This is a genomic window from Azospirillum himalayense (assembly GCF_042657465.1).
Lineage (GTDB): Bacteria > Pseudomonadota > Alphaproteobacteria > Azospirillales > Azospirillaceae > Azospirillum > Azospirillum himalayense.
The window spans coordinates 85,124-98,948 of record NZ_JBHSLC010000003.1 but is presented as its reverse complement, the minus strand read 5'-3'; the positions used below and the strand labels follow the sequence as shown (position 1 = coordinate 98,948).

8 protein-coding genes are annotated in these 13,825 nt (G+C 70.5%); 5 read left to right on the top strand and 3 right to left on the bottom strand.

Features of this window, described 5'->3' with window-relative positions:
* Positions 1-107 precede the first annotated feature (107 nt).
* From ACFPMG_RS01435 to ACFPMG_RS01425, 3 genes are read left to right on the top strand one after another with little or no spacing between them, the layout of a single operon-like run.
* Positions 108-956 (top strand): class I SAM-dependent methyltransferase, encoded by an 849-nt coding sequence (locus ACFPMG_RS01435; RefSeq protein WP_376993475.1) that lies wholly within the window; start codon positions 108-110, stop codon positions 954-956.
* Between the two features lie 10 nt (positions 957-966).
* The gene (locus tag ACFPMG_RS01430; protein ID WP_376993474.1) at positions 967-2,535 is read left to right on the top strand and encodes an exopolysaccharide biosynthesis polyprenyl glycosylphosphotransferase; all 1,569 of its coding nucleotides are present in this window, start codon (positions 967-969) and stop codon (positions 2,533-2,535) included.
* Positions 2,536-2,573: 38 nt separating this feature from the next.
* The gene (locus ACFPMG_RS01425) at positions 2,574-3,521 is read left to right on the top strand and encodes a hypothetical protein (protein WP_376993473.1); all 948 of its coding nucleotides are present in this window, start codon (positions 2,574-2,576) and stop codon (positions 3,519-3,521) included.
* Between the two features lie 13 nt (positions 3,522-3,534).
* Here ACFPMG_RS01425 and ACFPMG_RS01420 read toward each other — a convergent pair whose 3' ends face one another.
* Complete coding sequence (locus ACFPMG_RS01420) at positions 3,535-4,260, bottom strand: GntR family transcriptional regulator (RefSeq protein WP_376993472.1); 726 nt, start codon at positions 4,258-4,260, stop codon at positions 3,535-3,537.
* A 205-nt stretch (positions 4,261-4,465) separates the two neighbouring features.
* Here ACFPMG_RS01420 and ACFPMG_RS01415 point away from each other — a divergent pair, with 205 nt between their 5' ends.
* A complete protein-coding gene (locus tag ACFPMG_RS01415) occupies positions 4,466-6,835 on the top strand; it encodes a PHP domain-containing protein (protein ID WP_376993471.1) in 2,370 nt (789 codons plus the stop codon).
* 97 nt (positions 6,836-6,932) lie between these two features.
* Here the strand turns inward: ACFPMG_RS01415 and ACFPMG_RS01410 are convergent, their stop codons facing one another.
* On the bottom strand, positions 6,933-11,249 hold the full coding sequence (locus tag ACFPMG_RS01410; protein WP_376993470.1) for a response regulator: 4,317 nt from the start codon (positions 11,247-11,249) through the stop codon (positions 6,933-6,935).
* A 176-nt stretch (positions 11,250-11,425) separates the two neighbouring features.
* Positions 11,426-12,286, bottom strand: a complete 861-nt coding sequence (locus ACFPMG_RS01405) for a DMT family transporter (protein ID WP_376993469.1) — start codon at positions 12,284-12,286, stop codon at positions 11,426-11,428.
* Positions 12,287-12,424: 138 nt separating this feature from the next.
* Between ACFPMG_RS01405 and ACFPMG_RS01400 the strand changes: the two genes are divergently transcribed.
* Entirely contained in the window at positions 12,425-13,822 is a 1,398-nt protein-coding gene (locus ACFPMG_RS01400) for an aminotransferase-like domain-containing protein (RefSeq protein WP_376993468.1), read from the top strand.
* Positions 13,823-13,825: the final 3 nt, after the last annotated feature.

Sequence of the window (13,825 nt, the reverse complement as noted above, 5' to 3'; positions counted from 1 at the left end):
CAACAGAATCGAAAAGATCGATTGTGACTCTTTGTCGAAATTTATCGCGCCAGCGTCGCCAATGCTGGCTTAATCCATTTTAAATAGTGTGATAGTAAGAGGTCACCATGTCGCCTCAACCCCCAATAGCATTTTCATCGCCGCTTCACCGCTACGTGCGTGGTGGCCATCGCCGTGTGGACGGCTGGCTGTCGCGCCTGGACGCCGGCCTGATCGCCACCGTCGGCGTCTGGCAGAGCGGCCAGGGCGTGGTGGGGAGCGTCGGCGAGATCGGCGTTCACCATGGACGGCTGTTCATCCTGCTGGCTCTTGTCCGCCGACCGGGTGAGCGGGCCTTCGCCGTCGATCTGTTCGACGACCAGCAGTTCAACGTCGACCAGTCGGGGCAAGGGGACGAGACGGCCTTCCGCGCCAACCTCGTCCGCTTTGGAATCGAACCGGCGTCGGTCGAGGTCGTCAAGGGCAACTCGATGGCTCTCGCCTGGACCGGCCTCGCCGGCCGGCTGGGGCCCGCGGTCCGGCTGTTCAGCATCGATGGCGGCCACACCGCCGACATCACGCGCCACGACCTGGGCATCGCCGACGACAGCCTGGGCGACGGCGGGGTGATCGTCCTCGACGACTACTTCAACCCGGAATTCCCCGCCGTGTCCGAGGGCATGTGCCGCTTCATGGCCGATCGGCCGGGAGCCCTCGTCCCTTTCGCCATTGGCGACAACAAGCTGCTCCTGGCCCGCCCGGACTGGGCGGAACGCTACCGCGCCATGCTGGTCGGCGCGATGCCGTCGCGCCATTTCGTGCGCGACACCGAGCTGTTCGGCCAGCCCGTCACCGTGTTCCGCACGCCGCGGACGCCGATGCAACTCATCCGGCAGACCGGCCTGACCCGCCGGCTTCGCTCCCATCCGCTGGGGCAGGCGTTGAAGCCGATCATCCGCCGCTTCGTGCAGGGGTAAAGAATCCACCATGCGCGACGACGTGCAGGTCCGTTTTCCGGCTGAAGAGCGAAGCGCCGTTCCGGACACTGCCGCACCGCCGGCGGCCATGCCGGACGCCGCGCCGGACTTTGCACCGCCCCCAAGCGATTTCTCCGGGGCGCGGGACGGCTGGCTGCACTGGACGCATGGGCTGGTCAACCGGCTGGTGAAGGGGGCGGACGGGGTCCTGCTGGCGCTCGCCGGGCTTGCTGCCTGGGTCGCCTGGGCCGACCGGACGGAGGGGGAGTCCTTCGACGACGGCCGTCTGCTCATCCAGGCGGTCATCTTCACGGCCGTCACGCTCGTCGTCTATCTGCGCGCCATGACCACCATCGGCGCCTACCGAGTCGAGAATTACCGGCACTGGGGGAAATCGCTGCTGGACGTGGTCGGGGGTCTGCTGCCGGCCGGGACCGTCCTGTCCCTGCTCGTCTGGGCCTTCCTGCCGGAGGTCGGCCCGTCGGACATGCTCGCCCTGTGGGGCGGAACGGCGCTCGCCTGTCTGGGGGTGGGACGCATCATGGCGGCGCGGGGCGTGCGTCTTCTGGAGGAGCGCGGGGTGCTGCGCCGGCGGGTCGTCATCCTGGGCGCGACCGAGGTGGCGGAGCGGATGATCGCGCATCTGGCGCTGCCGCAACACCGGGCGAACTACAGCATCCTCGGCCTGTTCGACGACCGCGACAGCGACCGCCGGCCGACTTCGCTCGCCGGCCTCCCGGTGTCGGGCGACCTGACGGACTTCAAGCGCTTCCTGCCGGACAACCGCGTCGATATGGTCGTCATCGCCCTGCCCTGGCGGGCGGCGATGCGCATCCACAGCCTGCGCATGCAGCTTCAGATGATCTCCCTCGACATCCTGATTCCGCTGGACGAGGAGAGCATCCGGCTGCGGCTCGCCAACCTGCGGCACATCGGCGACATCCCGGCCCTGCTGGTGATGCGGCAGCCGCTGCGCGGCATGCAGATCATCGTGAAGCGGATCGAGGACGTCGCCGTCGCCGGGCTCGGCCTGCTCGTCGCCTCGCCCTTCATGCTGGCCGCGGCCATCGCGGTCCGCCTGGACTCGCCGGGGCCGATCATCTTCCGGCAGACCCGCGTGGGCTTCAACAACCGTCCCTTCACCATGCTGAAGTTCCGCACGATGAAGGTGGACGACAGCGACGACGGCGCCGTCGGCACCAGCCGGGACAACCCGCGCATCACCCGCGTCGGCCGCTTTCTCCGCCGGACCAGCATCGACGAGCTGCCCCAGCTCTTCAACGTGCTGACCGGCGACATGTCGGTGGTCGGCCCGCGCGCCCATGTCCCGAACATGCGGGTCGGCAACCAGCGCTACGCCGAGGTCGCGCGCGAATACGCGGCGCGCAGCCGTGTCAAGCCGGGGATCACCGGCTGGGCCCAGATCAACGGCATGCGCGGCGGCATCCACACGGTCGAGAAGGCGCGCGTCGGGGTTGACATGGACATCCACTACGTCGAGAACTGGTCGCTATGGCTCGATGCGAAGATCATCATCAGCACCGTGACCACCGGCCTTTTCGGGCGCGACGTGTTCTAGGCGCCCTGGCCATCGCCGCCGGGCTGCTGGCGGGTGGCATGACAGACGCGAAATCGGACGGGCTGCCGGCGCGCCCCCTGCTCGTCTACCATGACAGCTGGTACGAGCGCCCGGCCACCGGACCGGCCGCCACGACGCTAGCGACTCTCCCCGGCTACATGAATCTGGTCGCCCTGTCCTTCGTCCGGCCCGACGCCTCCTATCCCGGCCGCTTCGACCTCAAGGAAACCGGCTTGCAGTACGGCTTTTCCGGCGCAGTGCTGAGGGACGCCATCGCGCTGTTGAAACAGCGCCAGCCGGGCACCCGCGTTCTGCTCGCCGTCGGCGGCGCCAACTACGCGAATTGGGACGCTCTGAACCTCGACGCGCTGGTGCGGCTGGCCCGCGATCTCGGCGTCGACGGGGTCGATCTGGATTTCGAGCCGGTGGCGCCCGGCTGTTCGGTCCGGCCGCCGGGCCGGGTGCGCTGCCTCTCCGACGCGACGTGGCTGGACCTGGTCGCGCGTTTCCGCGACGCCTTCCCGCGCCCCCTGCTGCTGACCGTGCCGGGCTGGAGCATCGGGGCCTACGGCGAGGGCGCGTTCCGCGATGCCCAGCCGCGCGGCCCCCACACCGGGTCGATTCTCAACCTGCTGCGCTCCCCGCAGGCGGCGGCGATCGACCTCGTCTCCATCATGGCCTATGAGGGCGGCCCGACCTTCGATCCCTGGCAGGCCTGGCAGGCTTACCGGCAGGTCTGGAAGGGGCCGCTCGCCCTCGGCGTCCAGGTGCCGCCGAGCCAGCTCGGCGGGCCGACCTACACGGTGCCGCTGGCGGAACAGCTCGCCCGGAACGTCGCGCAGGACCCGCAGGGCGGCATGATGCTCTACCCGCTCCTGGGGCGTCCGCCCGGCACGCTCGGGCCGGACAATCCCGACGGACGCCTGCTGGCCCAGGCGCTGTGCCGCGGGCTGGGCCTCGACGGCTGCGCCGAGACGCTGCGCTGAGCGATCCCCGGCTTTACCCCTCCCAGCGGTGCGACAGCACGAAGCTGTAACGCTCCGGACGGACGTGGAAGACGGCGTGGTCGGCGCAGGCGCCGTCGGCGAAGAACGACCGCCGGATCATCACCAGCACCGGCATCCCCACCGTCCCGCCGAGCGGTTCGGCGACCGCCGCACCGGCGGCCTCGGCCTTGACCTCGACATCGGCGCCGACCACCGGCTGCCCGGTGACCTCCCGCAGAATGGCGTAGACCGGCCTCTCTCCCGCCGCCGCCCAGTCGACGCCCTCCAGGTCCGCAGACAGCAGGCTGCGCCCCAGCGCCACCGGCTCGCCGTCCACCAGATGCAGGCGGCGCACCTCCAGGCAGCGCGGGCCGAACGCGCCCGTCAGGTCCGGCGGCGTGGCGGTCATGCCCGCCGACAGAGGACGCATGCTGGCGTTCAGCCCCTGGAGACGCAGGGATTCGTGAAAGCTGCGCAGCCGGTCCAGCGGGTGGCGGACGCGCTTTCCCGCCGTGAAGGTGCCCTTGCCCTTGCGCCGCTCGATCAGCCCTTCCGCCTCCAGCCGGTCGAGCGCGAGGCGGACGGTCACCCGGCTGACCGCGAAGCGGATGCCGATCTCGCTCTCGCTCGGCAGGCGGCCCGACGGCTCGAACCGGCCGGCGGCGATCTCCTCGCGCAGGCGGTCGGCGATTTGCCGGTAGAGGGCCGTCGCGTTATCCCGCACCAAACTGTCCCGCATCGGGGCCACCGTTCCCTCCCCGCCCGTGGCGATCGTGTCCGCGCCTTGATGCCACCGGAGTCCGGCCGGCTCAAGCGCGCCGATCCTCCCCAAACACGTCATCATCCGGTGGGACGCCCCACATGTCTTATATTGTATCATCGAACCTGTTATGAAATGTATTAGCCGTTGCGGTGCGCCGCCCCCTTGCCCGAGGTCCCGTTCCATGAGCGATCCCGTCCCCACCGGCCACATCGCCCCCGCCGGTCTTTACGAGCGGAACAAGGCCCGTCCCTTCCTCGGCGCCACCGCCTGCTCCCACCGGCGGCTGGTGGCCGGCGAGTGGACCGAGGTGACGCTGACCTACGAGGTCGGCGGGTCGGGTCTCGCCGACGGGGCGGGGATCAAGCTGGCGATGAAGTTCTATTCGGACTGGGCGCTGTTCCAGACCAGCGATCCCACGGCGGCCAACTTCGTCTCCGCCGAGTACGAGGCCGGACCGCTGGTGCCGGGGCAGAGCCCGGCGACCGTGCAGGCGCTGAAGGTGCGCTTCGACCAGAAGGGGCACGAACGGCCCTACCAGAAGGCCATCGTCATCGACGTGATCGACGGCTACCTGAATCCCGGCGACCGCATCGTGATCCGGCTGGGCGACCGGCGCCAGGGCGGGCCGGGCACGCGGGTGCAGACCTTCGTCGAGCAGGGCTTCCGCTTCCGCGTCTTCATCGACCCGCTGGGCAGCCAGAAATACGCGGAGGTGCCGGGCGACTGCGTGATCGACATCGTGCCGGGCGTCCCCGCCGTTCTGCGGCTGGTCGCGCCGCGGCTGATCGCCCCCGGTCCGGCGTCGCTGCTGCTGCGCGCCGACGACGCCTGGGGCAACTGCTGCCTCGACACCGCGCTCGACGCCACCCTGACCGTCACCGGGCCGAATGGCACCGGGCCGAAGGGCGAAAGCGCACGGACGGTCGCGCTGGCCCCCGATCCCCAGGCGAACGGCTGGCTGGTCCGGCGCGAGGCGCTCGACCTCGGCGCCGGGGAATGGCGGATCGCCGCGACGGCGCCGGGCCTCGCCCCCGCCGAAGCCTTCGTCACCGCCGAGGACGGGGCGCCGCGCGCCGTCTACGCCGACCTGCACGTCCATTCCAACGACACGGTGGGCACCAACGACACCGCCTACAACCTGTCCTACGGGCGCGACGTCGCCGGGCTGGACGTGCTGGGCTACACCGCCAACGACTTCAACGTGACGGAACGCGCCTGGACCGAGGCGGTCGGCCTGATCGACCGCTGCAACGAGCCGGACCGCTTCGTCTGCTACCCCGGCACGGAGTGGTGCGGCAATTCCGCGGCGGGCGGCGACCACAACGTGATCTTCCTGCGCGACGGCGCGCCGCGCTTCCCGGCGGACGGGCGGGGCCAGCCGGTGCGCTCCTTCGAATGGAACGAGTCGACCCGCGGCGCGCTGCGCCCCGGCGCCTGGCCCCTCGACGACCTCTACGCCGCCTACCGGGACGACCCGGAAGGCCATCTGCTGATCCCCCATGTCGGCGGTCGGCGCTGCAACCTCGATTGGCACCACCCGGAGTTGGAGCGGCTGATCGAGATCGGGTCCGCCTGGGGCCAGTTCCACTGGGTCTACGCCGAGGCGCTGGCCCGCGGCTACCGGCTCGGCGCCTCGGCGAGCAGCGACGAGCATCAGGGGCGCTGCGGCGGCGGGGCGCCGGCGACCGCGGTGTTCGGGGCGCGCGGCGGGCTGACCGGCGTCTTCGCCGACCGGCTGGACCGCGCGTCGGTGGGCCGGGCGCTGCGGGCGCGGCGGACCTTCGCGACCACCGGCGAGCGCAGCTTCGCCAGCCTGCGGCTCGGTGACCGCTGGATGGGCGAGGTGGTGCAGGCCACGTCGGGCGACGCGCTGGACTACCGCCTGCTCGGCGACCGCGGGTGGGAGAGTCTGCGCCTGTTCGACGGCGGCCGGCTGGTCTGGGAGCGCGACCTGCACCGCGAGCTGGGCCTGTCGGAAACGAAGATCCGCCTGCGGCTGGGCGGCGCCCGCATCAAGGACCGCTACCGCGGCGCCTATTGGGACGGCGGGATCACCGTCACCGGCGCCGCCGTGCAGCGGGTCGAGCCCTTCGGCTTCGACCATCCGGAGCAGGGCTGCTGGCGCCGCGATGCGACCACCGTCGCCATCCGCACCGTCACCCACGGCGACAGCGACGGGGTGGAATTGGCACTGTCGCGTCTGGCCGGTGCACGCATCCAGGTGCGGCTCGCCATCGGCACCTATGTGAAGGTCGGCAACCCGCTGACCCCGCCGCCCAACCCGCACGCCCCGGAGGCGGTTCTGGACATCGACGGCGATGCGCTGCTGGCCGACGCGGACGCCGGGCGGATCACCCGCATGCTGCCCGGCACCGAGCTGGAGGTGACGGTGGAGCGGGTCACCGAGGCGCCGCTGCCCCGCGACCTCACCGGGCGCATCCCGCTCGCCGACCTCGCCCTCGCCCCGGGCCGTGAGCATCCGTTGTTCCTGACCGCGCGCCAGCGCGACCAGTCGCGGGTCTGGACCTCGGCCCTGTTCCTGACGCCGTGAGCGAGGGCCACCGCGCCCATCATCAAGCCCTCCGTCAAGTCCGCAGTGGCGGGACGGAGGGCGGCCCGGCTGTAGTCGCCGGCGACGGAAAAAATGCTCAGCGGGGTGGCTTCACCGCCTTGTCCAACGCCTCGGCCAAGGCCGCGTTGTCGTAGGGCTTCGGCAGGTGGACGCCGCCGGCGGGCGCCCGGTCGGCCCCCGACGCGAACACCACCGGCAGGGCCGGGTGACGTTTGCGCAGCGCGGCGGCCAGCTGCTCTCCCGACATCCCCGGCAGGCTGATGTCCGTCAACAGCGCATCGACGGTCTGGGTCTCGGCAATCGCCAAGGCTTCCTCGGCGTTGCCCGCTTCGGCGACCGAATGGCCGAGGCCGGTCAGCATCTCCACCGTGACGAGGCGGATCAGCGCGTCGTCCTCCACCACAAGCACACACAAGCCCTGCTGGCCGTTCACATTCGCCGGCGCGGGTTCGGCGGACGGCTTCGGCGCCACGACCGGGTTCCCGGATCGGTCGCCAGCCTGCCCCTTGGATCGCTGCTGCTGGTTGCGCAGGACATGCCGAACCTTACGGGACAGCGCCTCGCGGGTGTAGGGTTTGCTCAACAGCTCGACGCCGAGATCGAGCCGCCCGCCATGCACGATCGCGTTCTCGGTGTAGCCCGAGGTGAACAGGACCGCGATCCCCGGCAGACGCTCCTTCGCACGGCGCGCCAGGTCCGGGCTGCGCAGCGGCCCCGGCATGACGACGTCGGTGAACAGCAGGTCGATCGGCACGCCGCTTTCCACGATGGCCAGCGCGCTCTGCGCATCCCGCGCCTTGAGCACGCGGTAGCCGAGGTCGGCCATCATCTCGACCACGGTCGCCCGCACGTCGTCGTCGTCCTCGACCACCAGCACGGTTTCCGACCCGCCCGTCTCAGGCCCGTTGTCGATCACCGTCACGACGTCTTCCGCCTGATGCGCGCGCGGCAGATACACGCGGACCGTGGTTCCCTGGCCGGGTTCGCTGTAGATCTTGACGTGCCCGCCCGACTGCTTGACGAAGCCATAGACCATGCTGAGACCGAGGCCGGTGCCCTGCCCTTCGGGCTTGGTCGTGAAGAACGGTTCGAAGACGTGATCCAGCACGTCCGGCGGGATGCCGCAGCCGGTGTCGGTCACCGCCAGCATGACGTACTGGCCGGGCTCCACCTCGGCGTGCCGGGCGGCGTAGGGATCGTCCAGGAAGGCGTTGCCGGCCTCGATGGTCAGCCGGCCGTGGCCGTTCATGGCGTCGCGGGCGTTGATCGCCAGATTGAGCAGCGCGTTCTCGACCTGGCTCTCGTCGGCGAAGGTGGTCCACAGGCCGCCCGTGATCATGGTCTCGATCTCGACACCCTCGCCGAGCACGCGGCGCAGCATCTCGTCGAGACCGCGGACGAGCCGGCCCAGATTGACCACGCGGGGGGCGAGGGGCTGGCGGCGGCCGAAGGCGAGGAGCTGGGAAACCAGCTTCGACCCCCGGCTGACGCCGCTCAGCGCGTTCTGCAGCCGCTGTTCGGCGCGGTCATTTCCCGCAATGTCCTTCGCCAGGAGTTGGAGGTTGCCGGAAATCACCTGGAGAAGATTGTTGAAGTCGTGCGCCACCCCGCCGGTCAGCTTGCCCACCGCGTCCATCTTCTGGGCTTGGCGAAGCTGCGCCTCGACCTGCTCCCGCTCGGTGATCGCCGAGGCGATGCGCTGCTCCAGCACATCGTTGAGGCGCCTTTGCGCGTCCTCGACCTCCTTGCGCTCGGTGATGTCGATCACCGAACCGATGTAGCCGAGGAACCCACCCTCCGCGTCGAAGCGCGGGGCGGCGGCGTCGATCGCCCAGCGGTAGACCCCGTCGACCCGTCGCAGCCGGTACTCCAACCGGAACGCTTCCTTCTTCGCGTTGGCCGCCAGGAACACGTCCTCGGCGGCCTGACGGTCGTCGGGATGAGTCGCGTCCAGCCAGCCGAAGCCCAACCCCGTCTCGGGGGTCTGTCCGGTGAACTCGTACCAGGACTTGTTGAGATAGGTGCAGGAGCCGTCGAGTTCGGTGACCCACACCATCACCGGCGCATGGTCGGCGAGATTGCGGAAGCGCGCCTCGCTCTCGCGCAGCGCGTTGTCCACCTCGCGGCGCAGGCGCACCATGGCCAGGGCGGTGTCGACGCGGGCGATCAGTTCACGCGCGGAGAACGGCTTGACCAGATAATCGTCGGCGCCGGCCGACAGCCCCTCGACGCTCGCCTCCTCGCCGGCGCGGGCCGACAGCAGGATGACCGGCAGGTCGCGCAGGTCGGCGTCCCCGCGGATCGCGCGCAGCAATCCGAAGCCGTCGAGCACGGGCATCATGATGTCGGTGAGCACGAGATCCGGACGGTTCGCGCGGATCGCCGCCAGGGCGGCCTGACCGTCGGGCGCCGCATCGACGATGTAGCGGCCATTCAGCAGGCGGCTCACATAGTCCCGCATGTCGGCGTTGTCGTCGGCCAGCAGGAGGCGCGGACATTCACCTGCTGCCGGCGCCAGGACCGTCTCCGCGGTGCCGATGAACGGGTCCGGCCCCGCGCCTTCGGCGGCGGCCGAGCCGGGCAGCCAGCGCAGCGCCTCCTCGACATAGGTTTGGGTGCGCAGGCCGGCCGCGGCGCCGGTCGGCGCCGACAGGACGCGCTCCTGCGGCAGATGGGCGGTGCCGAACGGAAGGGTGATGATGAAGGCCGAACCGCGCCCCATCTCGCTCTCGACCCGGATCGTGCCGCCATGCAGCTTGACGAGTTCCTGGACGAGGGCCAGACCGATGCCGGTGCCCTCGTGGCTGCGCCCCCGCGCGCCCTCGACGCGGTGGAAGCGCTCGAACAGGCGCGGCAGTTCGGATTCGAGGATACCCGTGCCGGAATCGCGCACCACCAGTTCGGCGCCCCCGCCGACCGGCCTCAGCGAGACCGCGATCCCACCGTCGAAGGTGAATTTGAAGGCGTTCGACAGAAGGTTGAGGACGACCGTCTCCCACATGCCGCGGTCGACGTGGATCGGCCCGGGAAGGGGCTGGCAGTCGACGGTGAGGCGCAACCCGGCCCTCTCGCACGCCGAGCGGAAACCGCTCGCCAGCTCGGCCGTGTAGGACGCGAGGTCGGTCGGCTCGTAGCGCGCCTGGGTCCGTCCGGCCTCGATGCGCGAGAAATCCAGGAGCGCGTTGACGAGTTTGAGCAGGCGCTGCCCATTGCGATGGACCACCATCAGGTCCTCGCGATGGTCCGGCATGCGCTCCGGCTCGGCCTGCAGCACCTCCTCCAGCGGCCCCAGCATGAGGGTCAGCGGCGTGCGGAACTCGTGGCTGATGTTCGAGAAGAACACCGTCTTGGCGCGGTCGATCTCGGCCAGCATCTCCGCCCGTCGGCGCTCGGCCTCGTAGGTCTGGACGTTGGTGATGGCCGCGGCGATCTGCCCGGCCACCAGTCCCAGGAAGCGTTGGTAACCGTCGTCGAACAGGCGGAACGGGTTCAGCCCGACGACGAGAAGGCCGGCCCGCCCCGCCTCGCCGCTGGCCGGGATCGGGATCGCCGCGGCCTGGGCCGGCGGCCGGCGCCAGACACCGGGCGGCAGATCGGCGCCGAACCTCGCCGCCAGATCGCCGATCAGCACCGGGTCGTGGAGCGTCGGGGTGAAGGGCCACACCGACGTGCCGTCCACCGCCAGCGTTTCCGGAGCCGCCGGATGGCCGCGCCCGATGCCGCAGGACCCGGCGAGGGCGGCGCTGGCCCCGTCGGGCTCGGCCACGTAGAGCAGCGCGAAGGGCATGTCCCGCGGGTTGGTGGCAAGCGCCTGGGCGCTGCGCTCGCACACCTCGGGCAGAGTCCGGGCGTCGGCGGTGCCGGCGGCCAGATCGCGCAGCAGGGTGAGCTGCCGTTCGCCGATCATCCGCTGCGTGTCGTCGGAGTTGGCGCAGATGATGCCGCCGGGGCTGCCGTCGTCGTCGGGAACCGGGCTGTAGGAGAAGGTGTAGTAGGTCTCCTCCGGATAGCCGTTGCGCTCCATGACAAGGAGCTGCCCCTCGACGTAGGTCCCCTCGTCCCCCGTCATGGCGGTTGCCAGCATCGGGCCGATGTCGCCCCAGATCTCCCGCCAGACGACCGAGGTCGGCCGCCCGAGCGCCCAGGGATGCTTGCCGCCGATGATCGATTTGTAAGCGTCGTTGTAGAGATAGATCAGGTCCCTGCCCCAGCCGATCCAGATCGGCTGTCGGGAGGTCAGCATGATCCGCACCGCGGTCTTCAGGCTGCGCGGCCAGTCCTCGGGCGGACCGAGCACCGTCGATGCCCAGTCGAACGCGCGCATCTGGGCGCCCATCTCGCCGCCGCTGGCGAGGAAATCGGGAGCGGTGGAGACGTCGGTCTCGTTGGACATACGCAGGCGTCCCGTCCTTTGTTCCAAACCCCCTCTACAACAGGGGCGCGGCCATTGCCGCACAGCGGGACGCCACTTTAAGCTGATCCGGGGGGCGGCGGCGAGAAACGATTTGTTAGCCCAATAGCCATAGGCCGAGACTCAAAACCCGAAAGCGGTGGCCCCAGGATCGCCTTTCACGCGAAGCGCTTCGCTCCGGCGACGCACAGCACGATCAGCCCGGTCACGGCGATCATGCTCCATGCCACCGGCTCGTTCAGCAGAAGACCCGCCAGCGACAGCCCGAAGAAGGGTTGGAGCAGTTGCAATTGCCCGACCCCGGCGATGCCGCCGAGCGCGAGCCCCCGGTACCAGAAGACGAAGCCGATCAGCATGCTGAAGACGGAGACGTAGGCGAGGCTGATCCAGGCCGGAGTCCCGACGCCCGTCCAGGTGTCCGGCATCGTTGCGAGCGCCAGCCCGGCCATCACCGGCATCGTCAGCACAAGCGCCCAGGAAATCACCTGCCAGCCGCCGAGACGGCGCGACAGCACCGCGCCCTCGGCGTAGCCCAGCCCGCAGAGCAGGATGGCCGCCACCATCAGGCCGGCCCCGGTGAGCGACGCGCCGCCGCCCTGCGCCAGGGCGAAGCCGACGACCGCGAGGCTGCCCAGACCCGAGAACAGCCAGAAGACCGGCTTCGGCCGCTCCCGGCCGCGCAGCACGCCGAACAGGGCGGTGGACAGCGGCAGAAGGCCGATGAAGACCATGGAGTGCGCGGAGGTGATGTGCCGGAGCGCCAGCGCAGTGAGCAGCGGAAAGCCGACGACCGCGCCGAGCGCCACCACCGCGAGCGGCGCGAGGTCCCGGCGCAGCGGGCGGGCCTGCCGCAGCACGGCCAGCAAAACGGCCGCCAGCAGGGCGGCGATCAGCGCCCGCGCCGAAGTCAGGAACAGGGGCGTGAAGCTGCCCACCGCGACGCGCGTCGCCGGCAGCGACCCGCTGAAGATGAGCACGCCCAGCAACCCGCTGCCCCAGCCCGCCGTCGCCCACCGCATCCCCTGATCCTTTCCAGTCCCGTGCCCATTGCGGGGCGAGCCTAGCCCGGCGGGCACTGGCGGAGACAGCGACAGTCCCATACAATCGCATCAAACTGTATTGGCACTGAATGCAATACACTTGCCGAAGGCGGCGTGATGACGAACCGAATGGGCACACGGACGGTCGAGGTAATGGACGCGATCCGCCAAAGGATGGCGGACCGCCGGCTGTCGCCGGGGGACCGGCTGCCCTCGATTCGCCGCTTCGCCACCGCCATGGGCGTGTCGCCGTCCACCGTGGTGGAGGCCTACGACCGGCTCGCCGCGGACGGCGTGATCCGCTCGCGGCCCGGCTCCGGCTTCTACGTGTCCGGGGCCCAGCCGCCGCTCGCCCTGGCCGATGCCGAACCGCGCCGCGACCGGGCCATCGATCCCTTCTGGGTGTCGCGCCAGTCGCTCGACGCCGACGCGGACATGCTGAAGCCCGGCTGCGGCTGGCTACCGGCGGACTGGATGCCCAACGCCGCCCTGCGCCGCGCCATCCGCCGCCTCGCCCACGCCGACGATTCCGTTCTGGCGGATTATGGCAGCACGCGCGGCTCGCCCGCCCTGCGCCGGCTCCTGGCTCGGCAATTCGCCGAGGAGGGGATCGCCGCCGGGGCCGAGCAGATCCTCCTCACCGGGTCGGGCACCCAGGCGATCGACCTGATCTGCCGCTTCCTGCTGCGCCCCGGCGACGCGGTGCTGGTCGACGACCCCTGCTATTTCAACTTCCAGGCTCTGCTGCGCGCCCATCAGGTCCGCATCGTCGGCGTCCCCTACACGCCAAGCGGTCCGGACATCGCGCTCTTCGCCGCGGCGCTGGCCGAGCACCGGCCCCGCCTCTACATCACCAACGCGGCGCTCCACAACCCGACCGGCGCCACCATGTCGCCGCAGACGGTGCACCGGCTGCTCAAGGCCGCCGCTGCCCACGACGTCACCATCGTCGAGGACGACATCTTCGCCGGCTTCGAGCCGGACCCCTCGCCGCGCCTCGCCGTCCTCGACGGGCTGACCCAGGTCATCCGGATCGGCAGCTTCTCCAAGACGCTCTCCGCCTCGGTCCGCTGCGGCTACCTCGCGGCGCGGCCGGACTGGGTGGAGGCGCTGGTCGATCTGCAGGTCGCGACGAATTTCGGCGGCCCCAGCCCGGTCGCCGCCGAACTCGTCCTCGCGACTCTCGGCGACGGCGGCTATCGGAAGCATCTCGACGGGCTCCGCCGCCGTCTGGCGCGGCTGCGGAGCGAGACGGCGGACCGGCTGGCGGCCATCGGCCTGCATCCCTGGCTGATGCCGCGCGGCGGCTTCTATCTGTGGTGCCGCCTGCCGGACGGCCGGGATGCGGCGGCCGTCGCGCGGGCGGCGCTGGACGAGCGGGTGGTCCTTGCCCCCGGCAACGTCTTCAGCATCGGCCAGTCGGCCGCCGGCTTTCTGCGCTTCAACGTCGCCCAGATGGGCGATCCGCGCGTCTTCGAGGTTCTGAAGCGCGCCGTGGCGGCGGCGGAACCATAAGTC

Excerpts from the sequence above, each read along its gene's own strand:
- ACFPMG_RS01435 (WP_376993475.1), top strand. The coding sequence starts at position 108 with ATGTCGCCTCAACCCCCAATAGCATTTTCATCGCCGCTTCACCGCTAC.
- ACFPMG_RS01430 (WP_376993474.1), top strand. The coding sequence starts at position 967 with ATGCGCGACGACGTGCAGGTCCGTTTTCCGGCTGAAGAGCGAAGCGCC.
- ACFPMG_RS01425 (WP_376993473.1), top strand. The coding sequence starts at position 2,574 with ATGACAGACGCGAAATCGGACGGGCTGCCGGCGCGCCCCCTGCTCGTC.
- ACFPMG_RS01420 (WP_376993472.1), bottom strand. The coding sequence starts at position 4,260 with ATGCGGGACAGTTTGGTGCGGGATAACGCGACGGCCCTCTACCGGCAA.
- ACFPMG_RS01415 (WP_376993471.1), top strand. The coding sequence starts at position 4,466 with ATGAGCGATCCCGTCCCCACCGGCCACATCGCCCCCGCCGGTCTTTAC.
- ACFPMG_RS01410 (WP_376993470.1), bottom strand. The coding sequence starts at position 11,249 with ATGTCCAACGAGACCGACGTCTCCACCGCTCCCGATTTCCTCGCCAGC.
- ACFPMG_RS01405 (WP_376993469.1), bottom strand. The coding sequence starts at position 12,286 with ATGCGGTGGGCGACGGCGGGCTGGGGCAGCGGGTTGCTGGGCGTGCTC.
- ACFPMG_RS01400 (WP_376993468.1), top strand. The coding sequence starts at position 12,425 with ATGACGAACCGAATGGGCACACGGACGGTCGAGGTAATGGACGCGATC.